General features: G+C 69.9%; 12 protein-coding genes. All 12 read left to right on the top strand.

Annotation, left to right across the window (positions count from 1 at the left end; all coding sequences use genetic code 11):
- The first annotated feature begins 12 nt into the window (after positions 1–12).
- The 12 genes from acpA (at position 13) to iolG (ending at position 15170) form a co-directional block, all read left to right on the top strand.
- The gene (acpA, locus tag AC3WQY_RS20680) at positions 13–1401 is read left to right on the top strand and encodes an acid phosphatase (protein WP_492710431.1); all 1389 of its coding nucleotides are present in this window, start codon (positions 13–15) and stop codon (positions 1399–1401) included.
- Between the two features lie 35 nt (positions 1402–1436).
- A complete protein-coding gene (locus AC3WQY_RS20675; protein WP_492710429.1) occupies positions 1437–2348 on the top strand; it encodes a porin in 912 nt (303 codons plus the stop codon).
- Positions 2349–2417: 69 nt separating this feature from the next.
- On the top strand, positions 2418–4361 hold the full coding sequence (locus AC3WQY_RS20670) for a bifunctional 5-dehydro-2-deoxygluconokinase/5-dehydro-2-deoxyphosphogluconate aldolase (RefSeq protein ID WP_492710427.1): 1944 nt from the start codon (positions 2418–2420) through the stop codon (positions 4359–4361).
- A complete protein-coding gene (iolD, locus tag AC3WQY_RS20665; RefSeq protein ID WP_492710425.1) occupies positions 4358–6217 on the top strand; it encodes a 3D-(3,5/4)-trihydroxycyclohexane-1,2-dione acylhydrolase (decyclizing) in 1860 nt (619 codons plus the stop codon). Before AC3WQY_RS20670 ends, iolD begins: the two co-directional genes overlap by 4 nt.
- Positions 6218–6222: 5 nt before the next feature.
- The gene (iolE, locus tag AC3WQY_RS20660) at positions 6223–7149 is read left to right on the top strand and encodes a myo-inosose-2 dehydratase (protein ID WP_492710464.1); all 927 of its coding nucleotides are present in this window, start codon (positions 6223–6225) and stop codon (positions 7147–7149) included.
- A 5-nt stretch (positions 7150–7154) separates the two neighbouring features.
- Positions 7155–8300: an imelysin family protein gene (locus AC3WQY_RS20655; RefSeq protein WP_492710424.1), complete on the top strand. Its 1146-nt coding sequence runs from the start codon at positions 7155–7157 to the stop codon at positions 8298–8300.
- Positions 8297–9667, top strand: a complete 1371-nt coding sequence (locus AC3WQY_RS20650) for a di-heme oxidoreductase family protein (RefSeq protein ID WP_492710423.1) — start codon at positions 8297–8299, stop codon at positions 9665–9667. The genes AC3WQY_RS20655 and AC3WQY_RS20650 overlap by 4 nt, the downstream gene beginning before the upstream one ends.
- Positions 9667–10665: an imelysin family protein gene (locus AC3WQY_RS20645; protein ID WP_492710422.1), complete on the top strand. Its 999-nt coding sequence runs from the start codon at positions 9667–9669 to the stop codon at positions 10663–10665. The genes AC3WQY_RS20650 and AC3WQY_RS20645 overlap by 1 nt, the downstream gene beginning before the upstream one ends.
- A 3-nt stretch (positions 10666–10668) precedes the next feature.
- Positions 10669–11739 carry a DUF1513 domain-containing protein gene (locus AC3WQY_RS20640; RefSeq protein ID WP_492710421.1) on the top strand — a complete coding sequence of 357 codons (1071 nt, stop codon included), beginning with the start codon at positions 10669–10671 and terminating at the stop codon, positions 11737–11739.
- Between the two features lie 37 nt (positions 11740–11776).
- Positions 11777–12577 (top strand): 5-deoxy-glucuronate isomerase, encoded by an 801-nt coding sequence (gene iolB, locus AC3WQY_RS20635; RefSeq protein ID WP_285235302.1) that lies wholly within the window; start codon positions 11777–11779, stop codon positions 12575–12577.
- Positions 12578–12588: 11 nt separating this feature from the next.
- Positions 12589–14175, top strand: coding sequence for a methyl-accepting chemotaxis protein (locus AC3WQY_RS20630; RefSeq protein ID WP_285235303.1), 1587 nt, complete (start codon positions 12589–12591; stop codon positions 14173–14175).
- Complete coding sequence (gene iolG / locus AC3WQY_RS20625) at positions 14172–15170, top strand: inositol 2-dehydrogenase (RefSeq protein WP_285235304.1); 999 nt, start codon at positions 14172–14174, stop codon at positions 15168–15170. The genes AC3WQY_RS20630 and iolG overlap by 4 nt, the downstream gene beginning before the upstream one ends.
- Positions 15171–15616: the final 446 nt, after the last annotated feature.

The raw sequence follows: 15616 nt of genomic DNA, 5'->3' as shown, positions 1-15616 counted from the left end.
AAGGAGAATCCAATGAAAGCAAGACTCAGCGCCGCGGCGCTGGCCGCTGCCGTCGCCCTGCAGCTGGCGGGCTGCGCCAACACGCCGACCACTTCCTCGCAAGACCCGGCCCCCGATCCCAGGCTCGCCAAGATCGGCCAGATCGTCGTCGTCTACATGGAGAACCGCAGCTTCGACCATCTGTTCGGCCTCTATCCCGGCGCCAACGGCCTGGCCCAGGCCAGGGCCGAGGGCCGCACCGTGCAGACCGACAGGGACGGCAAGCCCTATGCCCAGCTGCCGGTGCCGCTGGCCGACAAGAACGGCAAGCCCGATGCGCGGCTGCTCGATCCCATTCCCAACGGCCCGTTTGCACTGGAGCCGCGCGTGGCGCTGAACCAGCCCATGTTCAGCCCCATTCACGCCTATTACGCCAACCAGCGCCAGATCAATGGCGGGCGCAACGACCGCTTCGTTGCCGAGGGCAATAGCGGCGGCCTGCTGATGGGCTATTACGACGGCAGCCAGATGGGCCTGTGGAAGCTGGCCCAGCGCTTCACCCTGGCCGACAACTTCTTCCAGTCGGCCTTTGGTGGCTCCTTCCTGAACCACTTCTGGCTGGTCTGCGCCTGCACGCCGGTGTTCCCCGACGCCCCGGCCACCATCAAGGCGGTGGACGAGGCCGGCAATGTGCCGGGCAGCCACGAGGAGGCCTATGTCACGACCGACGGCCATGCGGTCAACACGATGCAGGGCACCTGGCTCTACGACCCGACCAAGAAGCAGGCGCTGCTGCCGCCGCAAAGCCTGCCGACGATTGGCGACCGCCTCAGCGACAAGGGCATTGCCTGGGCCTACTACGCCCAGGACTACCAGCGCGCGGTGGCGGCCACGGCGGCGGGCAAGGGGCTGTCGAGCTTCTCCTACCACCACCAGCCCTTCACCTTCTTCAAGCGCTTCATCGACAGCCCGGCGCAGCGGGCCACGCACCTCAAGGATCGCGAGGACTTCATCGCCGACGCCCGTGCCGGCCGGTTGCCGCCGGTGTCGTTCTACAAGCCCACCGGCGGCAAGAACATGCACCCAGGCCGCGGCAATGTCGCCGATGGCGATGCCGAGGCGGTGGCCATCGTGCAGGAGGTGATGAATGGCCCGCAGTGGCAGAACACCGTCGTCATCGTCACCACCGATGAGAACGGCGGCTTCTGGGACCACGCCGCGCCGCCCAAGGGCGACCGCTGGGGCCCGGGCTCGCGCATCCCGGCGCTGGTGATCTCGCCGTTCAGCGAGGGCGGCCGGGTCGATCACACCCCGTACGAAACCGTGTCCATCCTGCGGCTGATCGAGGAGCGCTTCGGACTCAAGCCTCTGAGCAGCCGGGATGCCAAGGCCACCAGCCTGGCACGGGCACTGAAGCTGTAATCAACTTAAAACCAAATTCAGAAAGAACGAGACATATGCAAACCCATCAAAAACTCGCCGTGGCCCTGGCGGCCTTGCTGCCGTTCGGTGCTGCCCAGGCCCAGGTCAGCCTGACCGGCCGCATCGACCAGAGCGTCGTCAAGAGCTCGCCCGGCGTCTGGCAGCTGACGCACGGCTCGGCCAACCGCATCATCTTCAAGGCCGAGGATGATCTCGGTGACGGCATGAAGGCCTACAGTTATCTGCAGCATCGCTTTCTGGGCGACACCGGCCAGCCGCGCTCGGGCCCGTTCTGGTACTACTCCTACGTCGGCATCAAGGGCCGCTTTGGCGACGTCCGCCTGGGCCACCAGAAGTCGCCGCTGGACGATGCCACCGGCAGCGACTACGAGGTCTGGGACGGCGACACCGTTGCCTCCAGCTACTCGCGCATTGCTGGCGGTCAGAAGATCTGGGACAACGCCGTCAACTACACCTCGCCCGTGCTGGCCGGCTTCAGCATCAATGTCGGCGTGTCGCCCAGCGAAGGCGTGGCCAAGACCGTGCGGGGCCAGGGCGTCTCGCTGATCTACGAGATGGGTGGCCTCAGCGCCAGCCTGTCCACCCAGCGCAGCCCGACCAATGTGCAGACCCGGGGCATCGGCGGCCGCTACACCTTCGACAAATTCCGCCTGCTCGGCACCTGGGCCACGTCCACCCGCGTCGGCGGCAACAAGAAGCAGACCGATCTGCAGCTGAGCGCCGGCTACCAGGTCACGCCCGAGGGCGAGGCCCGCGTGCTCTACAACCGCAGCAAGCTGGTCAATGTGAAGACCGAGGTCTACGGCCTGGGCTACTTCCACTTCCTCAGCAAGCGCACCGCGCTGTACGCCTCGCTGTCCGACACCCGGACCGACAACGCCGCCACGGTCAACGCCTACCAGCTGGGCGTGCGGCATTCGTTCTGATCGTTCCGACCCCGGCGGCGGGTGCAGCCGTGCCCGCCGCCGTCCGACCCTCTGTTGTATCGCCCCGCCATGAGACTTTCCGACCTCCCTACAGGCCGCCGCCATGACCTGGCCTGCCTTGGCCGTCTGGCCGTGGACCTCTATGCCCAGCAGCTGGGCAGCCACCTCGAAGACGTGAGCAGCTTTGCCAAATACCTGGGCGGCTCGTCGGCGAACATCGCCTTCGGTGCGGCGCGGCTGGGCCTGCGTGCGGCGATGATCTCGCGCGTCGGCGACGAGCAGATGGGCCGCTTCCTGACCGAAACGCTGCAGCGCGAGGGCTGCGACACCTCGCAGCTGCAGATCGATGCGCAGCGCCTGACCGCCCTGGTGCTGCTGGGCCTGAAGGACCGCGACACCTTCCCGCTGCTGTTCTACCGTGAGAACTGCGCGGACATGGCGCTGGATGCCGCCGCCATCAACGAAGACTTCATCGCCGGCTGCCGCGCGCTGCTGATCACCGGCACCCACCTGAGCACGCCCACCGTGCTGGCCGCCTCGGAGCGGGCTCTGGGCTTTGCGCAGCGCCACGGCGTGCTGCGCGTGCTCGACATCGACTACCGCCCGGTGCTGTGGGGGCTGACGGCCCGCGGCGAGGGCGCCAACCGCTTCGTCGCCGATGCAGCCGTGACCACGCGGCTGCAGGCGGTGCTGCCGCAGTTCGATCTGCTGATAGGCACCGAGGAGGAGTTCCTGATTGCCGGTGGCGTGCCCGGCGATCTGCTGGCCTCGCTGCGGGCGGTGCGGGCCGTCACCCAGGCGGCGCTGGTCGTCAAGCTCGGTGCGGCCGGCTGCTGCTTCATTGACGGCGAGATCCCGGCGCGCCTGACCGACGCCGTCACCGTGCGCGGTGAGCGCATAGCGGTCATGAATGTGCTGGGCGCCGGCGACGCCTTCGCCGCCGGCCTGATGACCGGCCTGCTGCGCGGCCAGGGCTTCGAGCAGGCCGCGCGCCTGGCCAATGCCTGCGGCGCCATCGTCGTCTCGCGCCATGCCTGCGCACCGGCCATGCCGACACCGGCCGAACTTGAGCACTGGTTCAGCGGCCAGCGGCTGCCGCGGGTCGATGCCGACGCGCAGCTGGCCCATCTGCACCGTGCGACCGCGGCGCGCAAGGCCTGGCCCCAGCTGTGCGTGCTGGCCTTCGACCACCGCAGCCAGTTCTTCGAGCTGGCGCGCCAGGCCGGCGCCGACCCGGCGCGCCTGCCAGCATTGAAGCAACTGCTGGTGCGCGCGGCCGAGCGCATCGAGCACAGCCATCGCCTGCAAGGCCAGGTCGGCGTGCTGATCGACGATGTCTATGGCGAGGACGCCTTGGCCTCGGCCACCGGTCGCGGCTGGTGGGTGGGCCGGCCCGTCGAGCTGCCGGGCTCGCGACCGCTGCGCTTCGAGCATGGCGCTTCGCTGGCCACGCGCCTGCAGCAATGGCCGGCCGAGCAGGTCGTCAAATGCCTGGTGCACTACCACCCGGACGACGCCACCGACCTGCGCCTGGCCCAGGAGCTCCAGCTGCGCCAGGTCTGGGACGCAACGCGGGCCAGCGGCCATGAGCTGCTGCTTGAGGTGATCTCTCCGCCGGCCATGACGCCGGCCGGCACCGCTGATACGGCCGTGCTGCGCAGCATCAAGCGCCTCTACAACCTCGGCTTCAAGCCCGAGTGGTGGAAGCTCGCACCGATGTCGGCGGCCGGCTGGGAGGCACTGGCCGCGCTGATCGCCGAGCGCGACCCGCACTGCCGCGGCGCCGTGATACTGGGCCTGAACAAGCCGCTGGCCGAGCTGGCCGAGGGCTTTGGCCGGGCCCGCCATCCCATCGTCAAGGGCTTCATGGTCGGCCGCAGCTTGTGGGCCGGGCCCGCGCTGGACTGGCTGCGCGGCGGGCTGGATGACGAGGGCCTGATGCGGCAAGTCGGCGGCAACTTCGCCACCCTGGTCGAGGCCTGGCGTGACGCTCGTGCGGAGGTGGCAGCGTGAGCAAGACAGTTCGCCTGACGATGAGCCAGGCGCTGGTGCGCCATCTGGCCGCACTGCGCATCGAGCTGGCCGATGGCTCGGTGCAACCCTATGTCGGCGGCGTGTTCTCCATCTTCGGTCACGGCAATGTGGCCGGTCTGGGTGAGGCGCTGTGGGCCGAACGCAAGGCGCTGCCGACCTACCGCGCGCACAACGAGCAGGGCATGGCTCATGCGGCCATTGCCTATGCCAAGGCGCAGCACCGCCAGCGCATCATGGCCGTCACCAGCTCGATCGGCCCCGGTGCCACGAATATGGTCACGGCCGCGGCGCTGGCTCACGTCAACCGGCTGCCCCTGCTGCTGCTGCCCGGCGATGTGTTCGCCTCGCGGGCCCCCGACCCGGTGCTGCAGCAGATCGAGGATTTTCACCACGGTGATCTGTCGGCCAACGACTGCTTCCGTCCGGTGACCCGCTATTTCGATCGGCTGATGCGGCCCGAGCAGCTGCTGACGGCGCTGCCGCGCGCGATCCAGGTGATGACCGATACGGCGCTGTGCGGCCCGGTCTGCCTGGCCCTGCCCCAGGACGTCCAGGCCATGGCCTTCGACTGCCCGGAAGACTTTCTGCAACCGGCCCTGCTGCGCCTGCGCCGCCCCATGGCCGACGCTCGCGAGCTGCAGCGCGCGGTCGAGCAGCTGCGTGTCGCCCGCCGGCCGCTGATCGTCGCCGGCGGCGGTGTGCTCTACAGCCAGGCCTGGGAGGCGCTGCGGCAGTTTGCCGAGCGGCACGGCATTCCGGTCGTCGAGACGCAGGCCGGCAAGAGCAGCCTGACCTGGGACCATGGGCTGAACCTGGGTGCCATCGGTGTCAGCGGGGCGCCGTCGGCCAACGAGCTGGCCTGCACCGCCGATCTGGTGCTGGCCGTGGGCACGCGGCTGCAGGACTTCACCACCGGCTCCCATGCGCTGTTCAGCCAGGCCGCGCTGCTGAGCCTGAATGTGCAGTCGCTGGACGCCGCCAAATGGAACGGTCAGGCCCTGGTGGCCGATGCCCGAGAGGGCCTGCTGCAGCTCGATGCCGCCCTGCGCGACTGGCAGGCGGCGCCGGCCTGGACTGCCCACGCCCAGCGCCTGGCGGACCTCTGGCGCCGGCGCGTCACCGAGCTGACCCTGGCCGAGCCGCAGCACCAGCTGCCCTATGACGCCGAGGTCATTGGCGCGGTGCGCGAGTCGACGCCGGACTCGCCGGCCCACGATGTCGTCGTCTGCGCCGCGGGCACCCTGCCCGCCGAGCTGCACAAGCTCTGGCGCGCCGGTGCACCGGCCAGTTACCACGTCGAGTACGGCTACTCCTGCATGGGCTACGAGATTGCCGGCGGCCTGGGCGTGAAGATGGCCCTGCCCGAGCGCGAGGTCATCGTCATGGTCGGCGATGGCTCCTATCTGATGATGAACTCGGAGATCGCCACTTCGGTGATGCTGGGCCACAAGCTGATCATCGTCGTGCTGGACAACCGCGGCTATGGCTGCATCCACCGGCTGCAGCGGGCCAGCGGCGGGCCGCGCTTCAACAATATGCTGGACGACTGCGTGCCCGAGGGCGGCAGCCTGCCGCAGATTGACTTCGCCGCCCATGCGGCCAGCCTGGGTGCCGAGGCCTGCCATGTGGCCGATCTGGCCGAGCTGCGCGAGGCCCTTGTCCGCGCCCGTGCCGCCAGCCGTACCCAGGTCATCGTCATCGATACCACCGCCGAGCGCACCACCCCCGATGGTGGCTGCTGGTGGGAGGTGGCCATTCCCGAAGTCTCGACGCGCGCCGAGGTGCGCGAGGCCCAGATTCTTTACCGCGCCCAGAAGGCGCAGCAGCGACCGTGATGATGATGAAAGAGCAGCAGAAGATGAAACCCTGGAACGTCCGCATCGGCATCAACCCGATCTCCTGGAGCAATGACGACCTGCCGGCGCTGGGCGGCGAGACCTCGCTGGACACGGCGCTGAGCGAGGGCGCCGAGATCGGCTACCAGGGCTTCGAACTCGGCAACAAGTTTCCGAGCGAGCCCGAGGCGCTGAAGGCCAAGCTGGCCGAGTACGGTGTGGCCTGCGTGTCGGGCTGGTACTCGGGCCGACTCGCCGAGGGCGGGCTGGAGGAGGAGATCGCGCGCTGCCATGAGCACATGGCCAAGCTGCAGCACAACGGCTGCAAGGTGGCGGTCTATGGCGAGGTGGCCGGCTCCATCCAGGGTGCGATGGATGTGCCGCTGGCCCAGCGCCCGCGCTTTGCCGACGACGCGCAGTGGCAGGCCTATGGCCTGCGACTGAGCAGCTTCGGCGAGCACCTGCAGGCCCGTTACGGCCTGACCCTGGCCTATCACCACCATATGGGCGCCTATGTCGAATCGCCCGAGGACGTGGACCGGCTGATGGCCGTGACCGGCTCCACCGTGGGCCTGCTGTTCGACACCGGCCATGCCTACTACGGCGGCGCCCAGGACCCGGTGGCGCTGCTGAAGAAGCATCTGTCGCGCGTCGTCCACGTGCATTGCAAGGATGTGCGGGCGCAGGTGGTGGCGCTGGCTCGCAACGATGGCTGGTCGTTCCTGAACGGCGTGCTGAACGGCACCTTCACCGTGCCCGGCGATGGCGTGATCGACTTCGAGCGCGTGCTGCGCACCTTGCATGGCGGTGGCTATGAGGGTTGGCTGGTCGTCGAGGCCGAGCAGGATCCGGCCGTGGCGCCGAGCTACGAGTACGCGGCCAAGGGTTATCAGACCCTGGCCCGTCTGGTGGCACAGATCAACCCGGCCTGACGGTGATGCGCGGGCGGGTGGCATTTCTCATCGCGTGGCTGCTGGCCGGCGCGGCGGCGCTGGCTCAACCGGCCGCGCCGACTGCGCAGGAGCTGCGCCCGGTGCTGCAGCACCATGCCGCCCTGGTCCACGCCACCTATGCCGACACGCTGACCCTGGCCCGCCGTCTGCAGCAGGCGGTGCAGCGCTTTGTGCGTGCGCCCTCGGCCGCGGCCCTGACCGGCGCCCGGCAGGCCTGGCTGCAGGCGCGCGAGCGCTATGCGCTGACCGAGGCCTTCCGCTTCCACGGCGGCCCCATCGATGGTGACGACGGCCCGGAGCCCCAGCTCAATGCCTGGCCGGTCGACGAGACGTACATCGATGCACTGATCGCCAGGCGCCAGCAGCCGATAAGCAAGCGCACGCTGAGCGCGCTGAACACCCGCGACGGCGAGGAGAACGTCGCCACCGGCTGGCATGCGATCGAGTACCTGCTGTGGGGCCAGGACCTCAGCGCCGAAGGCCCCGGCGATAGGCCGCACACCGACTACGTCGATGGCCGGGCCGCCAACGCCGACCGGCGCCGCCTGTATCTCGCCACCGTCACCGCCTTGCTGGTCGATGACCTGGCCTGGCTGGAGCAGGCTTGGGCGCCGGCCCGCGCCAACTACCGCCGGCGCTTCGAGCAGGGCGATCAGGAGTCCTTGCGCGGCCTCATCGTCGGCCTCGGTTCGCTGTCGCGCGCCGAGCTGGCCGGCGAGCGGCTGGAGGTGGCGCTGGCCAGCCGCGACCAGGAGGACGAGCAGTCCTGCTTCTCGGACAGCACGCACCGCGACATCGTCGGCGACGCGCTGGGCATACAGAACGCCTGGCTGGGACGCTATGCCGGGCTCGATGGCAGGCAGCTCAAGCAGGGGCCGGCGCTGCGCGATCTGGTTGCGGCCCGCGATGCGGCGCTGGCCGAACGCCTGACGGCACAGATGGCCGAGTCGCTGCAGGCGGCCGAGGCGATCGAGCCGCCGTTCGACCGCGAGATCCTCGGTGGCAGCGATGCGCCTGGGCGGCAACGCATCAAGCGCGTCATCGATGCACTGCTGCGCCAGTCGAGCTCGCTGGTCGAGGCCGCGCGGGCGCTGGGCATACAGAAGCTCAACTGGGTGCGCAAGCCATGAGGGCCGGCATCGCGTTGTTGCTGGTCGCCACGCTGGCCGGCGCAGCGCTGGGCCAGGCGGCGAGCGATGACCAGCAGCGCCCCGGCGGCGCCACCACGGTGGAGGTCAATGGCCGGCGCGCGTTCTCGCTGGCTGCGGCCAATCTGACGGCCGAGGAGCAGACGCGCTTTGCCGTCGGCAACTCCTTCTTCCGCCGCAACTGGGTCGCGGCGCCGGCCTCCACCGGCGCACGCGATGGCCTGGGGCCGCTGTTCAACGCCCGCTCCTGCAGCGGCTGCCATGTCAACGACGGCCGCGCCGCGCCGGGCGAGGCCGGCCTGCTGCTGCGCCTGTCGGTGCCGGGCCGCGACGCCCATGGCGGCCCGCTGCCCGAGCCGCGCTATGGCGGCCAGCTGGCCACGCAGGCCATTCCGGGCGTGCCGGTCGAAGGGCGGCTCTTGATGACCGAGCAGGCCCTGCACGGCCGCTTCGCCGACGGCATGCGCTACACGCTGCAAAGCCCCCGCTACCGCCTTGCCGCGCTGAGCCACGGGCCGCTGGACCGCCAGGCACTGCTGGGCCCGCGCATCGCGCCGCAGCTGATCGGCCTGGGCCTGCTGGAGGCCATTGCCGAGGCCGACATCGAGGCCAATGCCGCGGCCCAGGCCGCGCGTGGCGATGCCATCCGCGGCCAGGCGAACCGGGTCTGGGACGCGCCCAGCGGGCAGCAGCGCATCGGCCGCTTCGGCTGGAAGGCCAACGTCGCCACCCTGGCGCACCAGACCGCCGCGGCCTTTGCCGGTGATATGGGCATCACGTCCCGCCTGTTCCCGCAAACCGATTGCACAGCGGCCCAGCACGCATGCCTGGCCGCGCCCAACGGCGGCGCGCCGGAGATCGAAGACGATGTGCTGGCCGAGGTGGTGTTCTACGCCGCCACGCTGGCGCCGCCGCTGCGCCGCGATGTGGGCGATGCCGAGGTGCAACGTGGCCAGCAGCTGTTCCAGCGGGCGCAGTGCGCGGTCTGCCACCGGCCGAGTTACACCACCGCGCAGGCACCGTTCCCGCGTCTGAGCAGCCCGGCTCTGGCCGGCCAGGCCATTCATCCCTACACCGACCTGCTGCTGCACGATATGGGCGAGGGCCTGGCCGATGGTCGGCCCGACTTTCTGGCCAACGGCAGGCAGTGGAAGACGCCGTCGCTGTGGGGCCTGGGCCTGATCCAGGGCGTCAACGGCCACCAGCGCCTGCTGCATGACGGCCGCGCGCGCGGCGTGCTGGAGGCCGTGCTGTGGCATGACGGTGAGGCCAGGGCCAGCCGCGCGCAGGTGCTGGCGATGAGCCGTGCCGAACGGCAGGCCCTCATCCGTTTCGTGGAGTCGCTGTGATGCGCCGCCTCGTCGCCTGCTTGATCCTGCTGCTCGCCGGCCCAGCCGTTCACGCCGATCCGCTGCCCTATGCCGCCTACGCGGCCTTCGTGCGCGAGCTGCACCAGCACTGGTATGTGCCGCGCAGCGCCGAGTTCGCCGGGCAGAGCCGACGTCTGGCCGCGGTGTTGCAGGGCGACTGCGCCGACACCACCGCGCTGCGCGCGCAATGGCTGCAGACGGTGGCCAGCTGGGAGCGCTATTCGGCGGTGCGCGGCGGTGCCCTGCTGGCGCGCCGCTCGCCGCGCGAGATCGACTTCATGCCGACCCGGCCCGAGGCGATTGCCAAGGCAATACGACGTGCGCCTGCGGATGCCGCGGCGATGGACCAGATCGGCTCGCCGGCCAAGGGCCTGCCGGCGCTGGAGTGGCTGCTGTGGTCCGGCGCGCCTACCCTCGATGCGGCGACCTGCCGCTATGCGCAGCAGGCCGCCGCCGCCGTGGCCGCCGAGGCGCAGCTGCTGCAGCGGGCCTATGAGCTGGCGCTGGCGCGCGGCTGGGACGACGGCGAGGCCGAGTACGCGATGTACGAGTTCCTCAACCTCTGGGACGCCGGCCTGCAAAAACTCTGGTGGGAGGAGCTGGACCGGCCCTTGCGGAAGGCGGCGCCTAACCGGCCCGCGCTGTTCTCGCGCGCGCTCAGCGGCCACAGCCTGGCCGGCTGGCGCGGGCAGTGGCAGGGCCTGCGCCAGCTGGCCTTGGGTGTGGAGGCGGATGGCCCGTCGATCAGCGCCTATCTGCGCGCCAGCGGCCAGCAGCAGGCCGCCGACCGGCTGCGGCAAAAGGTGCTCGAGGTCGATCGCGCGATGGCGGCGCTGGAGCTGCCGGCGAATGTCGCGCAGGCCGCGCAGGCCCGTGCGGCCGTGTCCGCGCTGAAGGCGTTGCAGCAGTTTGCCGAGGGCGAGATGGCGACGGCCCTGCACTTCGTCATCAGCTTTTTCGATGAAGACGGAGACTGAGCGATGCGCCGCCGTGACTGCCTGATCTGGGCCGGTGCGTTGGCGCTGCCGCAAGCCCATGCGCGAGCAGATGCGCCCCTGTTGGCTGCCAGCTGGGCCAGCGGTGGCCAACATCAGCTGGGCGTGCTGCGGGTGCATGCGGGGCGCGCCGAGGTTGCCGCCGCCATCGATCTGCCCACCCGCGCCCATGGCCTGCTGGTCGAGCCGGGCGGCACCTTGCTGGCCGTCGCCCGGCGGCCCGGTGACTGGCTGCTGCGCTGGCGGGCCAATGGTCAGGTGATGGCGCGGCAGTGGATAGAGCCGCAGCGCTGCTTCAACGGCCATCTGCTGCTCAGCCCGGACGGCCGCCGGCTGTTCAGCAGCGAGACCGACCTCGATAGCGGCCAGGGCCTGATCGGTGTGCGCGATGCCGCGACCTTGGAGAAGCTGGACGAATGGCCGACGCAGGGCCTGGACCCGCACCAGCTGCTGCTGGACGACGATGGCCATCTGCTGGTCGCCAACGGCGGCGTAGCTATGCAGGCGGAGACCGGCCGGCTGAAGCTGCAGCGGGCGGCGATGGATGCCTCGCTGGTGCGGCTGGATGGGGGCAGCGGTGCGTTGCTGGGCCAGTGGCGTCTGGCCGATGCGCGGCTGAGCCCGCGCCATCTGGCCTGGGCCGGCACCGGCACCAGCGGGCGCCGCCTGCTCGGCATCGCCCTGCAGGCCGAGCATGACGATGTGGCCGCGCGCGCGGCAGCGCCGGTGCTGGCCCTGTTCGATGGCCAGCGCCTGACGCCCTGTGCGCAGCCGGCTGTGCTGGCCGGCTATGGCGGCGACATCGCCTTCGACGGCGCGCGCTGGGCCGTCAGCTGCCCGCGCGCCGACGCCCTGGCCTGGTGGCAGGCCGATGGTCGCTGGCTGGGCGCTCAGCCCGCGGCCGGGGCCTGTGCCCTGGCCGGCGACGTGCAGGCACTGTGGTCGGGCGGCGGTGCGCTCGGCCGCTGGCGTGCGGGCCTGGCTGACGGATCAAGCTCCCTGCCCGAGACCGCGCTGCGGCTCGACAACCACTGGCTGCGCCTGCCATCGGCGTGACCCCTCTGATTCCCTATTCCGAACCCAAGGAGACACCGTGAGTCTGCTGAAAAAAGCCCACAAGACCGGACGCGAGATCGTCAACATCACGCCGGAGTCGGCCGGCTGGCAGTTCGTTGGCTTCCGCGCGCTGCGGCTGGGCGCCGGCGAGCGCGAGGCGCTGTCCACCGGCAAGCGCGAGCTGTGCCTGGTGGTGCTCAGCGGCAAGGTCGATGTGGCCGTGGGTGGCCAGACCTTTGTCGGCCTGGGCACGCGCGAGCATGTGTTCGATCCGGTCTCGCCGGCCGCGCTCTACGTGCCACCGGGCCAGCCGCTGGTCATCACCGCGCAGGGCGAGGCCGAGATCGCGCTGGCCACCGCGCCGTCCAGTGGCCGCCATCCGCTGCGCCTGATCGACCCGGCGGCGATGCAGCGCAGTGTGCGCGGCCAGGGCAGCAATCTGCGCCATGTCTGCGACATCCTGCCGCACACCGACCCCGGCGCCGACCACCTGCTGGTGGTGGAGGTGCTGACGCCGGCCGGCCATTCGTCCAGCTACCCGCCGCACAAGCATGACCGCGACGCCGCACCGCTGGAGACGCAGCTGGAGGAGACCTACTACCACCGCATCGATCCGCCGCAGGGCTTCGGCTTCCAGCGCGTCTACACCGACGACCGCAGTCTCGACGAGGCGATGGCCGTCGAGGACCGCGACACGGTGATGGTGCCGCGTGGCTATCACCCGGTCGTGGCACCCCACGGCTACAGCCTCTACTACCTGAACGTGATGGCCGGGCCGACACGCAACTGGGTGTTCATGAATGACCCGGCGCACGAGTGGATGCTGAACAGGACATGAAGACAAGGCGATTGGACGAGCTGTCCCTGAAGGCCCTGCTCAGTGCCGGCTTCGGCAGCGTGGCGCTGCTGATTGCCGCCCTGGGCGCCGCCGGCTGGCTGGGCATTGGCGCGCTCAATGCGCGGGTCGATGAGCTGGTGCGGGGCCAGTATCCGCGCATGGCCCTGGTCGGCGAGGTCGAGCGCGATGTGCGCGAGATGGGCCGCTCGCTGCGCAATCTGCTGCTGTGGAACGACATCCGCGAGATCAAGCAGGAGACGGCCAGGGTACAGGCCGCGCGCAAGCAGCTGGGGCAGGACCTGGAGGCGGTGGCGGCGCGGATCACGACCGCGGAGGGCCTGGCCATACTGGCCCGCATGCAGCAGGCGGGCAAGACCTATCTGCTGCTGCAGCGCCGCTTCGAGGACCTGGTGAATGCCGGCTCCAGCGACGATGGTCGCGATCTGCTGAAGGCCGAGGTGATACCGGCCGAGGCGGTGTTCCAGGCCGGCGTGCAGGAGTTGCTGCGCCACGAGACCGAGGCGATGGCGGCCGCGGCGGAGCAGGCCACCGCCAGCGCGACGCGGCTGCAGCGGGGTATTGCCGCCGGCGCCCTGTTCGCCCTCTTGCTGGCCCTGCTGCTGGCCTGGTGGATAGTCCGCACGACGACGCGGCCGCTGCAGCGGGCGGTGCTGCTGGCGCGGGGCGTTGCGGCCGGCGATCTGAGCCTGGCCATAGCCGCGCCGGGCCGCAGCGAGACCGCGCAGCTCTTGCAGGCGCTGGCCGAGATGCAGGTCGGCCTGTCCGGCGTGGTCGGACAGGTGCGCAGCAATGCCGAGCACCTGGCAGCGGCCAGTCAGGAGATTGCCCAGGGCAATCAGGATCTGTCGGGCCGCACCGAGCAGCAGGCCGGTGCGCTGGAGCAAACGGCGGCGGCGATGGAGCAGCTGGGCAGCACGGTGCGCAACAACGCCGAGCAGGCCGGCCAGGCCAGCCGGCTGGCGCAGGACGCCAGCGCCGTGGCCCTGCGCGGCGGTGCCGTGGTGGGTGAGGTGGTGGCGACGATGAAGGGCATCATTGACAGCTCGCGCCGCATCGCCGAGATCACCAGCGTGATCGACGGTATCGCCTTCCAGACCAATATCCTGGCGCTGAATGCCGCCGTCGAGGCCGCACGGGCCGGCGACCAGGGCCGCGGCTTCGCCGTCGTCGCCGGCGAGGTGCGCAGCCTGGCGCAGCGCAGCGCCGAGGCGGCCAAGACCATCAGCGGCTTGATAGACACCAGCGTCGGCCGTGTCGAGCAGGGCAGCCTGCTGGTCGATCGCGCCGGCGCGACGATGCAGGAGGTGGTTGCGGCCATCGAGCGCGTCAGCGGCCTGGTGGCCGACATCAGCCGCGCCTGCGCCGAGCAAAGCAGCGGCGTGGCCCAGGTCGGCGAGGCCATCACGCATATGGACCGCGCCACCCAGCAGAACGCCGCCCTGGTCGAGCAGAGCGCCGCCGCGGCGCTGTCGCTGCAGCAGCAGGCAGCTCAGCTGCTGCAGGCGGTGGCGGTGTTCAAGCTCGCCCAGACCTCTGTTTCCCCTTCTTTCCCATCCACATCCAAGGAATCTCGATGAAAAACGTCGCCCTCTTCGGCGCAGGCCGCATCGGCCGCATCCATGCCGCCAATCTCGCGGCCCTGCCGGGCATACGGCTGAAGACCGTCAGTGACCCGATGGCAGATTCGGCCCGTGAGGTTGCCGCCCTGCACGGTGCCGACGTGGCCCCCGATATCGACGCGGTGTTTGCCGATGCAGCCATAGACGCGGTGGTGATCGCTTCGCCGACGACCACGCACAGCGACCTCATACTGCGCGCCGCCGCCGCGCGCAAGCACGTGTTCTGCGAGAAACCGGTGGACCTGTCGGTGGCGCGCGCCCAGGCCTGCGCGGATGCGATCGCCACCGCCAATGTCGCCTGCATGATTGGTTTCCAGCGCCGCTTCGACCCCACCTTCAATGAAGCCAAGGCGCGGGCGCAGCGGGGCGAGATCGGCACGCCGGAGATGCTGGTCATCACCAGCCGCGACCCCGGCGCGCCGCCGGTGGACTACATCAAGCAGTCGGGCGGCATCTTCCGCGACATGCTGATACATGACTTCGACGTGTTCCGCTGGATGCTGTGCGAGGAGGGCGATGAGGCGGTCTGGCTCAGCGCCACCGGCTCCTGCCTGACCGACCCGGCAATAGCCACCGCTGGCGACGTGGACAGCACCGCCGTTACCCTGCGCACGCGCAGCGGGCGCCTCTGCCAGATCAACACCAGCCGCCGCGCCGCCTACGGTTACGACCAGCGCTTCGAGCTACTCGGCTCCAAGGGCCTGCTCGCCTGCGGCAACCACCGGCCCACCGAGGTGCTGCAGATGGACGGCCAGGGCGTGCGCACCGATCTGCCGGAGAACTTCTTTCTGCAGCGCTACCGCGAGGCCTACCGGCTGGAGTTGGCGCATTTCTTCGGGCAACTGCAGGCGGGCAGGGCGGTTCGAACCACCATCGAGGATGGTGTCGCTGCGCAACGCTTGGCAGACGCCGCTGCCGAGTCCTTCGCGCAAGGGCAGCCCGTGTTGTTTTAGGGTATGGACAGTCGGCCTGCATCGGTAGCTGAGTCACAACCGTGACGCTCGGGCTAGCTTGAGCACGCGGAATGGCGCCCTGCAAGCTCCTAGCTGGCCCGTTTCAACTTCTCCGTCCGTTTCTGCGGCTTCAGTCTGGCGGGCTGAATTCTTGGTCGGCAAGAATGCCTGCAGGGATCGAGGCCCGACTACTGGCTGAACTGGGTCCAGTTGCTGAAAGGTGATCCCGTTGTTTACGACTTTGGGTTGGCGGGGTAACTGATGCCTAACCCCTCCGTCAAAGAGACGTCTTGCGCCAGGGCGCAAGCCGCCCCTTACGTCGAACGTTGAGCGACCGGTTTCGGGCGTCGATCCCGTCCAGTCGTATGACTGCTGTCGCTGGCGGATTCAACCGGTCATCGCAACACATTCGCTGAATCGCTCAGCGGGCGTTTGGAAGCCGAGCG

Source organism: Roseateles sp. FW301-B2 (genome assembly GCF_058788955.1).
The sequence above is the reverse complement of the archived record's forward strand: the minus strand, read 5'-3'. Positions and strand labels throughout refer to the sequence as shown.

Excerpts from the sequence above, each read along its gene's own strand:
- AC3WQY_RS20645 (WP_492710422.1), top strand. The coding sequence starts at position 9,667 with ATGCGCCGCCTCGTCGCCTGCTTGATCCTGCTGCTCGCCGGCCCAGCC.
- AC3WQY_RS20640 (WP_492710421.1), top strand. The coding sequence starts at position 10,669 with ATGCGCCGCCGTGACTGCCTGATCTGGGCCGGTGCGTTGGCGCTGCCG.
- acpA (WP_492710431.1), top strand. The coding sequence starts at position 13 with ATGAAAGCAAGACTCAGCGCCGCGGCGCTGGCCGCTGCCGTCGCCCTG.
- AC3WQY_RS20655 (WP_492710424.1), top strand. The coding sequence starts at position 7,155 with ATGCGCGGGCGGGTGGCATTTCTCATCGCGTGGCTGCTGGCCGGCGCG.
- AC3WQY_RS20670 (WP_492710427.1), top strand. The coding sequence starts at position 2,418 with ATGAGACTTTCCGACCTCCCTACAGGCCGCCGCCATGACCTGGCCTGC.
- iolG (WP_285235304.1), top strand. The coding sequence starts at position 14,172 with ATGAAAAACGTCGCCCTCTTCGGCGCAGGCCGCATCGGCCGCATCCAT.
- AC3WQY_RS20675 (WP_492710429.1), top strand. The coding sequence starts at position 1,437 with ATGCAAACCCATCAAAAACTCGCCGTGGCCCTGGCGGCCTTGCTGCCG.
- AC3WQY_RS20650 (WP_492710423.1), top strand. The coding sequence starts at position 8,297 with ATGAGGGCCGGCATCGCGTTGTTGCTGGTCGCCACGCTGGCCGGCGCA.
- iolE (WP_492710464.1), top strand. The coding sequence starts at position 6,223 with ATGAAAGAGCAGCAGAAGATGAAACCCTGGAACGTCCGCATCGGCATC.